Here is an 11,968-nt window from a genome sequence, read left to right on the forward strand (position 1 = left end):
TGCAATCACCTCGGAATAGGTTGGCTAGGGATTGTTATAGTAACAGTACTTCCACTATAATCAGATTTTACAATTTTTAATCCGTATTGTTCACCATAATGTTGTTTTAAGCGTTTATCTGTACTTCGAAACCCTAGACCTGATTTATTTTCACATTGTTGTATTTTTTGTAAAACATCTTTAGAGAAACCGCTACCATTGTCTGTAATGGAAATGACTATTTCATTTTTATTTTCTTCACCAAATATGCATATTTTTCCACCGTCACGTTTGGGTGTTATGCCATGAATAACAGCGTTTTCAAGTATAGGTTGAATTACCATGTTTGGTATCCTATAAGATTTAATATTCTCTGGTACATCAATTTCATATTCCAAACGATTTTTAAATCTTACCTTTTGTATATATAAATATTTTTTAACATTGTCAATTTCAGCTCCTATGGTATGTAACTGGTAGTCTTGTTTTAAATTATACCTAAGCAAATCAGATAGACAATAGATAAGCTCTTCAGTTGTATGGGAATTTTCAAAATATGCAATCCGAGCAATGCAGTTTAAGGTATTAAATAAAAAATGGGGGTTAACTACTAAAGACATATTTTTGGCTTCTAAGTCAATAATTTTTTTCTCTAGTATTTCTTTTTCGATGGACAACCTTTCTACATCAGAATATGAATCATTGACACTTTGGGATAAATCAAGAGAGATATCTTTGGTGATTTGTCCACATAATTGTTCATGTATTTTAATTTTATTTGATTCTACGGTTTTTAATAAAGATATGGATTTAGCCACATACTCTAATTTGGGAAAGTTATCCTCACTAAAAGATTGAATATCAATCATATATCTTTGGTATTCGTTTTCCTTTAGATATACCTGCAAACCAGCTAGATAACCTACAGTCTCATCATTTACTATAATAGGCAAAAGTATGTTTTCAAGCCCGTATCTACATACAAATCTATTCTCTGTATCAGGCTTTAATCTACACTTGTAGTCCTGGCATATTTGACCTACGTTTTCCTGGCATACGCGGGTACAAAAATTGGGGGAAGGTATAAACTCGAATAAAATATCACCATTTGTATCAATTAAAAACAGGGGGATATCTGATAAGGATAAAATATTACTGTAACGTGTATACAAATTTGAAGTTATTAATTCCTTTAGCATTTTCTTAGTCTTATGCATGCTTTTATTACACCTCTTCTGATTTATAATTTATACTCAGATGAAGACCTTGTTTAATTTCGATTTATATTAAATAGAAAGTCTATATAGACTTTGCAAAGAACTACTTTAAATTATAATGTATAATAATGTAAAAGTAAATGATTTGCCTTGGGATTTCATGGGAAACATTGTAAAAATATAGGCTAAAACCTATTTTTAGATTTTAGCCATTTGGGATTTTAATCAATATATCAATTTTCTGTCTACTAATAACATTTTCTATAAATATTCATTAAATCTTCCTTAGTAGGTTGTTTTGGATTTGTTAGAGTACATCTATCTAGTAGCGCTGCTTGTGCCATATTTTCAATAGCGGCTTCAAATTCATTTTTATCTACTCGAAGAGAGCGAATATTATCTTCTATTTTAAGCATTTTTTTTAGTTTACTTACAGATTGTATAAAATTAACAGCTCCTTCACGGCGTGTACGGGCTGGAAGTTGTAGTTGGATTGCAAGTTTTGAGTATCTTTCCATAGCATAATCGTTTTTACTTTTAACGAAATCTGAATTATATTCCATAACTGCATTAAGCAAAAGAGCATTAGATCTTCCATGAGGAATGTGAAATGTAGCGCCTAAGGCATGAGCTAGACTGTGATTAATACCAAGACTTGCATTTGTAAATGCCATTCCAGCCATACAAGAAGCGTTTTGAATACGATCTCTTGCATCGGAATCAGTTGTATCTTTGTAAAGTTTTTCAATATTTTCAAATACAAGTTTGATTGCTTTTTCTGCAAGAGCATCAGTAAAGTCAGTGGCTTTAGTAGAAACATAAGCTTCAATGGCATGAACCAAGACATCTATTCCTGTATCTACTACTATACGTTGTGGAACGTGCTGAATACATGTAGAATCTAGTATTGCGATGTCTGGTGCGATAAACTCGTCGACAATACATACTTTTTCCTGACCAGAAGTGATAACTGTAAAATCTGTTACTTCTGAGCCTGTTCCGCTCGTGGAAGGTATTGCTATAAATAGAGGTTTTTTCATATCTTGACCATTTGAACTTCTAAGCTTCCATGTAAAATACAGAATTCCTTTAGCGGAATCGATGGCTGATCCTCCACCAATTGCAACTATTACATCTGCATTACTTTCTTCGAAGGATTTTATACCTTTAGCAATTACATTTGCATCTGGGTCAGGGCATATCTCTGAGAAAACAACAGAGCTTATTCCAGCTTTACTTAGGCAATCAATGGTTTTTTGTTGATACCCAAGCTCATCCATTATAGAATCCGATACAATAAAAGCTCGAGTCCCATTAATTTCTTCTAAAAAATGTATTGATTCTTTATTAAAATAAACTTTTGACTTAAGTTTGAATTTATCTTCCATAATTATAATCATTCCTTTCGTTACTCTAAGGCACAAAATTTAATGAAATATATTGTGTTTGAGGTTAATTTCTATTATTGATCATATCATACATAATAATCAGTTTATTGTAGATTAAATATATAATTTTAGTACAATTGTATCTAGTTAAAATTAGAAATTGTACAATATTGTTTTTATTGTATAATAGTTACCTAAAAATTGTGATTTTGTCATTTTTTCTTTTACAAAAGGTATATTTATTATTATGATAAAGCTAATCAATTAGAAGTGTGCTATAATCATATTACACAGAAGGTTAATTCTATAAAATCGAGTTTTGTTTTATTAAAAAATAACAGACTAAAATATGAATGGTGGAAATACTGATGAAAATGGAAGAATTAGTTCAAAAAAAACTACGTTTAGTTTTTAATGATGATAGCATAAATTTTGATAGATCACGCTTTACAGGTGGACTTACTAACTACAACTATATTATGAATATAAACGGTATAGACTATGTTATTAGACAACCTGGTGGTATGACTGATGTTATGATTGATCGAAAAAATGAGAAAGTTAATAATACAATTGCATCAGAGTTAGGTTTGAATTCTAAATGTATTTACTTTGATGAGATTAGTGGTATTAAAATTAGTGAGTATATTGAAAATAGTAATAATATTGCTCAAACTAATCCATGTGCTATAACAAATATAAAAGCTGTTTCTAATTTAATGAAAAAAACTCATACTAGCCAAAAAAGTTTTCATAATGTCTTTGATTGGCAGGTGGAGTTGAATAAGTACGAACAGATTATTAGAGATCTAAAGGGAAGTTTTTTCTTTGATTATCCTGAATTAAAAAAACAGCTAATTGATTTTAGTCATAAGAATATAAAAAATACAATTTTGGTACCATGTCATAACGATACAGTACCAGAAAATTTTATTATGGATGATAACGGAAGAATTTATTTAATAGACTGGGAATATTCTGGAATGAATGATCCAAGTTGGGATGTAGCTTCTTATATTCTTGAATCAAAACTTAATGAAGAAGCAATTTCATATCTACTTTTGGATTATTATGGTCAGTTTCCCTCAGCTTCTGAAATATTAAAAATTAAATGCTATATGTTAGCACAGGATTTACTTTGGATGGTGTGGGCAATGATTAGACACTATAATGGAGATGATTTCCTCGATTACTGTTGCTTTAGATACGAAAGATTTCAAAAGAATATTAAGGAAATAATATTGTCAAACAGTTATCCAATTGCTGAGATGGTAAAAAATTAGAATTATAATAAGCTGAAAGTGTAAAATATCCTGTAATGGGATATTTTTTTTGAATAATTTAAAGAAAAGTATAATCTAATATTAGAATTTCTCAAAAACAACAAATTAACAGAAGATAAAGATGATAAAAATATGTCATAATGATAAAATAGAAGTTATTATTGTGATATATTTTTAATTCTTACGAGGTGATATTATGCAAAAAAATGTACTAGTTGTCGAGGATGAAAGTAAAATGCGTGAATTCATTAGCTTATATTTAAGAAAAGAAGGATATAGAGTTATTGAAGCTTATAATGGTGAAGTAGCTGTAGAAAAATTTAAAGAAAATAAAATTGATCTTATAGTGCTTGATGTTATGATGCCTAAACTAAATGGTTTTGAGGTTTGTAAAATAATTAGAGAAAAGTCAACAGTACCAATTATTATATTAACTGCCATAGAAAAAGAAATGGATCAGATAAAAGGGTATGAACTTGGAGCAGATGACTATGTAACGAAACCTTTTAAAGCAAAAATTCTAATAGCAAAGATTAAAAGACTATTTGAAAGACTTAGAGAGGAAAATGATAAAAAAGTTTATATATATAATAAATTTAAAATAGATTTGGATGGTAGAGAGGTTTTTATAAATGGGAGGAAGATCAGACTTGCTCCAAAAGAATTTGAATTACTTGAATTCCTTGTAATCAATAAAGGAATTGCTCTAACAAGAAACAAAATTTTAGAAAATGTATGGGGATATGATTTTGAGGGAGAAACTAGAGTTGTTGATAATCATATTAAAAAGTTAAGGAACAAATTAGAAAACTATTCTATATTTATTGAAACAGTAATATCTGTTGGTTACAAATTTGAGGTAAACGAATATGCTTAACAGTATTGTAAAAAAAATATTTTTAACTATAGTAGGTATATTTGTTTTAGTTATGTTTATTCAACTTGTGCTTCAAAATTTTTTCTTAGAAGATATATATTCAAATATGAAAATTTCTAAAATTGAAAAGAGTTTCGAGCAGCTTTGTGAAGATTACAATAATCATAAGTGGACGGGTGCACAGTTAAATCAAGAAGCTATGGATTATCAAAATGAAAATGGAGCTTCAATTCTTATTCTAAATGAAAATGATGAAGTTTTAAATGAGTCTTTTTTTAAAGGTTTTAATTATATAACTATAAGAGATAGTGGAGGAAAAGAACTTAAAATTATTATAGATTTCCTAATTGATGAAGAAGGGAATTTTAGAAATCTCAATAATAAAATAAAGGATGGAGAATCAATTGAAGTTATAGGTATGAGTATTAAAGGTACAAATTTTATAGATCCTTTAGAAATAAAAAAAATGAATACTTCACTTGTAAGCGATGAAGGATATGCAACTTGGGATGAATTATATAAAAAAAATCCTCATGACATTGTTGAAATAAGTGGTGAAGTAATAGCTAGAAACTTTGTTGTTAGAGATCAAGGGGTTTTAAGTTATCAGCAAGAAAAATTATTTAACGAAGTAAAAAGGTATTTGATTGAAAAGAGTGAAAATCCTCAAAATGTTAAGGAAATCTTTAAAGAAGGTAGCTATGAGTTTACTGAAGAATACTCAGGCTTACTGATTGTCGTATTAGCAAAAAAAGTAGTAGGGGCAGATGGTAATTCAACCTATGCATTTTCACTATTTACTCTTGAAAACATTCACGATGCATTTCAAATATTAAACGGATATTATTACTATATTTTTATATTTCAGCTAGCGTTAGTTTTAGTACTTGTATATTTTTACTCTAAGTGGATTACAAATCCCTTAATAAAGCTTATAGATTCAGCTAAGAGTATATCGGAACTTAATTTTACAAAAAGGACAGATATAAGTACAAATGATGAATTGAGCATCTTGTCTGATAGTTTAAATAATATTTCAAATAATTTGTCAACAGCTATTGAAAAATTAGAATCATCAAATGAACAATTGGCTATTGAAGCAATCAAAAAAGCAGAAAATGAAGAAAGAATGAGAAACTTATTAGCTAGTCTATCTCATGAATTTAAGACACCTCTTGGTATTATATCTGGTTTTTTAGAGATTATAAGTGACGGTGTTTATGAAAAAGAACCAGAGTATTATATAAATGTAATTTCAGATGAAATTGATAAACTTAATGGACTTGTACTTGAGACGATTGAGTTATCCGAACTTGAAACAGGTAGTTATAAATTGAACGTAAGTGAATTTGAAATCAAGCCGTTTATTGAAGTTTTGATGAGCAAATTTGAGAAGCAATTTGAAGATAAAAGTATGAGCTTTGAACTTGGAATAGAAGATAGAATAGTAATTGGAGACATAAGTAAGATTGAGCAAGTTATGATTAATATTTTAAGTAATGGAGTAAGGTATTCGCCTAATGGTGAAAGAATTGAGGTAACTTCAGAACTTCAAAAAGATAATCTATATGTTTATATCAGAAACTATGGAGTTCTAATTGATTCTAAGGATTTAGATAAAATCTGGGATAGGTTTTATAGAGCCGAAAAATCAAGAAATCGAAGTTTGGGTGGAAGTGGTCTAGGGCTTACAATAGTAAAGAATATCCTAGAATTACATGAATCCGATTATAGTGTTAAAAATATAAATAATGGAGTAGAATTTTATTTTTCACTAAAGATGAAATATTGATGTTATAAATAATTATACTTAATTGAACCTCAAAGAAACCATATTAAGCATGGTTTCTTTTTTTATGAAAAACTTTTTATAGTAAGCATGTGGATACATGATGGATATATGATTTAAATATACTCTTATCAAGAGTCACATATAATTGGTTTAAATTAATGAAAAGGAGTTAGTAAGTTATGAAAAAAATAATTGTATTGCTTTTATGTTTGGCTGTATTTTGTGTGGGATGTGCCACGAATAAAAATTCAATAGTAGAAGAATCAGAACTAAAAGAAACACATATTGGTAGAGCTGTATTAAAAGAATCTGGAAAAGAGTTGGCTAATAATATATATGAAGACAGTGGGATTATTCAAACCAATGAGTATAAGCCCTTTACTAAAAAAATGGTAGTCTATGGTATAACTTTTGTTGCAAAAGATAATGTATCAGACGAATTTATGTTAAAAGTTGCAAAAACAATGAAAGAAATGTTTATACAAAAAGAAGGTATGGATTTAAAGCTACAAGAGAAAGTACTACAAAATTTATATAAATATAATGCATTACTACCAGTAGTAAAAGGAGAGTTTAACTTAGCATCAGCAGAAGAAAAGGAAGCCTTCTCCAAACTTGAAAGAGAAAACAGTATATGTGACATCATCATGGAAGGTAGTGAGCACCAAACGTTGGAGGTGGTTGAACATATCCTTCATACAGTTACAGATGTAGGTTTTCACTATGCCTTGACAGATGAATGGGGACTTACAAAGGACTCTATTGTATACAAGAGTATGAAGGAAGCAATTGATAAAAAGTATTATAATATCGATGGATATGAAGATATACCTAAAGGTAGTACAAAAGAACGTATCTTAATCCAAGAGTTTGCTTATTGGGTAATCTCATCTGCATGGAACATTCAAGAACCTTATGGACTTGGAGAAGAAGAATGGATGCTAAAAAATAGAGAAATACTCAAAGAATCGTTACCTTCAGCTTATAATCTGTTTGAAATGAATATACCGAAAATTATGACGGTACCATCTAAAGAAACTTTGGATAGTTTTAATAAGTAAAATTTGAATTCAAGAGAAAATAAATATTTTTTAGATGGATATAGTTATTCAACTAAACTAGATTTAAGGTAGAAGTACTTTTGATTAAAAGGAGAGAGAAATATGAAAAAAATACTTATAAAAATTATATGTGCAGCGTTACTTTGCACAGGATGTACAGCTAATAACAGTTCAGTATCAGGTGCAATACATGAAGAAGAGAACAATACTAAAAAGCATATTGAGGTTTCAAATCCAAATTATAAAGAATATATTAGTACTAAAGATATTATAAGAGATACTTCTAAGCTTGGTGGAGTGTATAAGAAGTACTATTCTAAATATATTCAATATGTAGCACCAAATGGAAAAACTATTACAATTGCAGCGCAAGATAAAGTGACAGATGAACAGATCTTAAAAGCATATAATCAATTAAGTTTTTATCTAGAGGATTTTGGACAATATAAAAAAGGTGAAGTTGCAAACAAAATGGCTGAAAATGGTGCAGTTTTAGTTATGCCAAATGGGGCTGATGGAGAATCTAATATTTCAGAAAGAGCACTTCAAGGACAACCTCTATATCAAATGGAAGTGGTTACTGTAGGAAGTAAATGGTATACAGAAAATGACTATGAGCACAGAGATGCAGCCTATGAAGAGATACTTCACATGGTTCATGATTATGGTATTGGACTAGAAAGTAATCCAGGAGCACTTCCAAATTTACAAAAAGAAATTTACAAGGCTATGAAAAATTCACTTCCTAAAAATAAAAATGATTGGGGTAAAAAAGGCTTGTGGGGACTTGGGTCAAAGGATTGGTTAATAGAACTTGAAAAGGAAGGGAGTCTTGAACAAGAATATTTAGCATCTGTAGTAGATTCTTATTATGGACTTTGGGCACCATATACAGAAAATAAGGGTGGTATGTGGGGAATTTATACTTCAAAGACTAGAGAAGATATTAAAAAGAATGATCCTATGGGATATAAGGTAGTAAGTGAGTTTTTACCAAGCTATATAACATATATGGCTAGAGTTGATTCTGAATTTAGTGGTACTTTTAAAATGTACTATGATGAAAAAGAACCTTATACACATAAATCAAAATATCTAAAAAATGCAAGATTATTAGGAAATAAAAACACAGGATTAATTGGTAACTCGGAAGATAATGTTTTGATAGGTAATAGTGGAAATAATAAAATTGATGGAAGAGAAGGAATGGATACAGTTCAGTTTACTGGAGATTCTGTAGACTATGAGATAATAAAAAAAGATAATAACATTATTGTTAAAGATAAAATGAATCGTGATGGTGAAGACACATTAACAGGCATTGAAGTTTTAAGATTTACTGATAAAGATATTTCTATTTCTGAAATACAGTAATTTTAGTAATGAATATAAGAATGAGTTTATAAAGAGATGTTAATTTTAAGTAATTAACATCTCTTTTTTCTATGTAATCATAAAAAGGTATTTAAGCGAAAATGAGGATAATTGAAATAACGCTACTTAAATTAATCTTTTAATAAAACTAAAGATTGTATCTTATTAAATATCCTAAAACTTCTCAAACTCCCTTGCGGTCAAACAACGAAGTTTCTTAACGTATATTTAAACAATACAATCTGAGTTTCATAGTAAAAGATTAATCAAAAGTAGCTAACATTTAAATTATCCTCATTTTAAATTAGGTGATACATAGATTTTATGATTTTGGAGGTTGATTATCTGTATAGATCATTTAATGAAGAATGATTATTTGTGCCATGGATATTGTAATAGGATTTAGTAAGTCCAAATCATTTTGAAGTAAAATGTTTGCTAATGTATAGTCATTTGTCTACATGCATAAAAAATTCTTTGGTGTAGGGGTGGAAGGTTTCATTATAGCTACAGGACATTATTTGTCTTTGTTATACAATATAAGTTTTCGTTCCACTTATAGTGACATATATTTTATGATTGAGTGTTTTGTATGAAAAGAAAAATCTTATTGATATTATATGATAAAGAGTCCAAACTGTGAGTATAAGTTTTTTAATATATATTAGTATATATAAGAGTGAATGCCTATTGATAGTTTCATAATATGAGACTATTTATTAAATTATATGTGTACACCTAATTGTTTAGAATAATGCTATATATGGTAAATATTGTTTTAGATATAATTTGTGTAAAAATCTATACTAAATATAGAATCCTTAATATTCTTTTAATAGTAAAATATTGTATAATTAAAATAAAAAATGCCTATAAGGGGTCATTTCAGGTTAATACATAGAAAAATGCCTAATTCATAGTAGAATATTAGATAATGAATAATGAGGTTAGATCATAAAACAAGGAATTACGGTATTTTCTAGACATTATGAAATGAGATAGGGGAGAAATGATAAATTAGTATTAGAGATTATTCTATATGGATTGAAGCAGAGGAATGTGCAGAAGGCGAATAGAACTTAATACAGGAATTTTATATATGCTGATAATATTATTATTGTTAGCAGGGATTAGATTGATAAAAGGCTTCAAAAATGAATCTGGACTTATACAAGTTAAAAGAAAATAAATAGAAAGATTAGGAGTAAAGAGCAACAAGATATTTTAATAGGTATAGAAAAAATATGCTAAATGAAATTAAGAGGAAAAATAATATGGAGGTAATATATAGTGAGAGGTATATTTAATAAAATAGATTCAATAGGTAAAAAAACAATAGTGGCGAAAATAGGAGGATTTCGACCAGAGCCTAATATTAAAAGTTGGTTTGGTGGAAACTTTTTTATTGATAATCAGAATGGTTGGCCAAAAGATAAAGATGGTTCTATGGTGCCTATTATTCAAATTAAGGTATCAGAGGTTCCAGGTGGAATAAGTCACTTTGGAGAGGCTGAAATAGTGCAAGTATTCATTAATAAGGAAAGGCTACCATCAAGAATAATGGCTCAAAATGGAGAAGGCTGGTTATTGAGAGAGTATAAAACCTTAGATGGATTAGAAATACAAAAAACGCCTAAAGAGTGTGATTTATATAGAACATTTCAGATTAAGTGGTATGCTTCACCTGAAGAGGATTTTCCATGTTGGGAAGAGATGTGGGAATACTTTGACATGAGTGAGATAAATGATGATGATGAATTAAGTGAACAATTTTTTGATGAATATGATAGTTATAATAATACAAAGGTAGGAGGTTATGCATCATATATTCAATCTCCTTGCTCAAATGAATATAAATATATATTTCAGATAACATCTGAAGAAAAACCAAGGTTTATGGTTGGGGATAATGGAAATATATACATTCTCAAATCCAATAGTGATGGGAAATGGTATTTATATTGGGACTGCTATTAGTCAATAGTGAAGAGGCATTTAAAAAATAAGGAGAGCGAAAAGGTGGAGAATTATCTAATAGAAACAAAAATAGGATGTATTTACGGAAGAGATGCTATTTATTTAGATGAAATTAATCATAACTATGCTAAAAGGAAATTAAAATTTGTTGGAGAAATAAATGGAGCTTGTTGCAGTGGAACTGATGATGAGTCATTTATTAAATTTTCATTAGAGTTCCAAGGTGTATTTGCATTTAACTCAACTGAATTAGATATATATTGCGAATTGAAAGGTGATAACTGGTATGAAGGTAGTTTTGTAGAAATAAAAGAGTCAGAATTGCTAAATACTGCAAAGAAAGTAGGAGGAAGTAATTTAAAGAGCTATTTAATACAGACCTATGATGATGTATTTGAAATAGTATGTGAGAAGTATAATTTTAAAATAGAAAAGTAGCTAGTCATTGAATGAAGTATAGAAATTAGCTAACAAAGAGGTATAAAAATGTAGAAGCTGTAAAAAGAGATTTACAAAAAATAGAAAAATGCGAAGGGACAACTGTATTTGGTTGGTTATTGGAAATAATTGAAGATAATGAAAATGTTACTTTGATTTTAGAATAACTATTCTAATTCTATGTAAGAGTTTAATAATATGCAATAATTAATTGGAGGATTTATGATAAATGATAGAAATGTAAAGCAACTTATATATGAAAGGGCTAGTTTAGATCCTAATGACCCAATTGTTGAAAAATATTGGGTTAAATTAACAGAATTATTGTCTGTGGATGAAGAAGCTACAAAACAGTTTTTAGAGAACTGCTCTAGTGATGAAGTATATTGGATAAGTGAAATATTTGAAGATATTGCTTATAAATTTCAAAGTAGAAAGTTTATTTGTTTTCTTAAAGAATTACAGCATAAATTTACTGACATTGATCTTACAGTAGATATTAATTCCGCAGAAGAAATGATTGAATAATTCCATATTTATATATAAATATGGAATTATCATATTCTGTATGTATTCCATAAG

At 28.7% G+C, this 11,968-nt stretch carries 10 protein-coding genes; 8 read left to right on the forward strand and 2 right to left on the reverse strand.

All coding sequences use genetic code 11. From position 1 onward, the window contains the following. Positions 1-5 precede the first annotated feature (5 nt). The gene (locus P4S50_RS06730) at positions 6-1,196 is read right to left on the reverse strand and encodes a histidine kinase (protein WP_277733922.1); all 1,191 of its coding nucleotides are present in this window, start codon (positions 1,194-1,196) and stop codon (positions 6-8) included. Positions 1,197-1,444: 248 nt separating this feature from the next. Then, the gene (locus tag P4S50_RS06735) at positions 1,445-2,620 is read right to left on the reverse strand and encodes a 1-propanol dehydrogenase PduQ (RefSeq protein WP_319023199.1); all 1,176 of its coding nucleotides are present in this window, start codon (positions 2,618-2,620) and stop codon (positions 1,445-1,447) included. 332 nt (positions 2,621-2,952) lie between these two features. Between P4S50_RS06735 and P4S50_RS06740 the strand changes: the two genes are divergently transcribed. The 8 genes from P4S50_RS06740 (at position 2,953) to P4S50_RS06775 (ending at position 11,914) form a co-directional block, all read left to right on the forward strand. Next, positions 2,953-3,867 carry a phosphotransferase gene (locus P4S50_RS06740; RefSeq protein WP_277733923.1) on the forward strand — a complete coding sequence of 305 codons (915 nt, stop codon included), beginning with the start codon at positions 2,953-2,955 and terminating at the stop codon, positions 3,865-3,867. Between the two features lie 196 nt (positions 3,868-4,063). Beyond that, entirely contained in the window at positions 4,064-4,744 is a 681-nt protein-coding gene (locus P4S50_RS06745; protein ID WP_277733925.1) for a response regulator transcription factor, read from the forward strand. Continuing rightward, positions 4,737-6,536 carry a sensor histidine kinase gene (locus P4S50_RS06750; protein ID WP_277733926.1) on the forward strand — a complete coding sequence of 600 codons (1,800 nt, stop codon included), beginning with the start codon at positions 4,737-4,739 and terminating at the stop codon, positions 6,534-6,536. The genes P4S50_RS06745 and P4S50_RS06750 overlap by 8 nt, the downstream gene beginning before the upstream one ends. A gap of 179 nt (positions 6,537-6,715) precedes the next feature. Then, complete coding sequence (locus tag P4S50_RS06755) at positions 6,716-7,597, forward strand: hypothetical protein (protein WP_277733927.1); 882 nt, start codon at positions 6,716-6,718, stop codon at positions 7,595-7,597. A 102-nt stretch (positions 7,598-7,699) separates the two neighbouring features. Beyond that, complete coding sequence (locus P4S50_RS06760) at positions 7,700-8,971, forward strand: hypothetical protein (RefSeq protein ID WP_277733928.1); 1,272 nt, start codon at positions 7,700-7,702, stop codon at positions 8,969-8,971. A 1,290-nt stretch (positions 8,972-10,261) separates the two neighbouring features. Beyond that, positions 10,262-10,948 carry a DUF1963 domain-containing protein gene (locus P4S50_RS06765; RefSeq protein ID WP_277733929.1) on the forward strand — a complete coding sequence of 229 codons (687 nt, stop codon included), beginning with the start codon at positions 10,262-10,264 and terminating at the stop codon, positions 10,946-10,948. 42 nt (positions 10,949-10,990) lie between these two features. Then, complete coding sequence (locus P4S50_RS06770) at positions 10,991-11,386, forward strand: hypothetical protein (protein WP_277733930.1); 396 nt, start codon at positions 10,991-10,993, stop codon at positions 11,384-11,386. Between the two features lie 222 nt (positions 11,387-11,608). Continuing rightward, positions 11,609-11,914, forward strand: coding sequence for a hypothetical protein (locus tag P4S50_RS06775; RefSeq protein WP_277733931.1), 306 nt, complete (start codon positions 11,609-11,611; stop codon positions 11,912-11,914). Positions 11,915-11,968: the final 54 nt, after the last annotated feature.

It is taken from the genome of Tepidibacter hydrothermalis (assembly GCF_029542625.1).
Lineage (GTDB): Bacteria > Bacillota > Clostridia > Peptostreptococcales > Peptostreptococcaceae > Tepidibacter_A > Tepidibacter_A hydrothermalis.

Bases quoted from the DNA above. Each gene is read 5' to 3' on its own strand.
- P4S50_RS06730 (WP_277733922.1), bottom strand. From the start codon at position 1,196: ATGCATAAGACTAAGAAAATGCTAAAGGAATTAATAACTTCAAATTTG.
- P4S50_RS06740 (WP_277733923.1), top strand. From the start codon at position 2,953: ATGAAAATGGAAGAATTAGTTCAAAAAAAACTACGTTTAGTTTTTAAT.
- P4S50_RS06745 (WP_277733925.1), top strand. From the start codon at position 4,064: ATGCAAAAAAATGTACTAGTTGTCGAGGATGAAAGTAAAATGCGTGAA.
- P4S50_RS06750 (WP_277733926.1), top strand. From the start codon at position 4,737: ATGCTTAACAGTATTGTAAAAAAAATATTTTTAACTATAGTAGGTATA.
- P4S50_RS06755 (WP_277733927.1), top strand. From the start codon at position 6,716: ATGAAAAAAATAATTGTATTGCTTTTATGTTTGGCTGTATTTTGTGTG.
- P4S50_RS06760 (WP_277733928.1), top strand. From the start codon at position 7,700: ATGAAAAAAATACTTATAAAAATTATATGTGCAGCGTTACTTTGCACA.
- P4S50_RS06775 (WP_277733931.1), top strand. From the start codon at position 11,609: ATGATAAATGATAGAAATGTAAAGCAACTTATATATGAAAGGGCTAGT.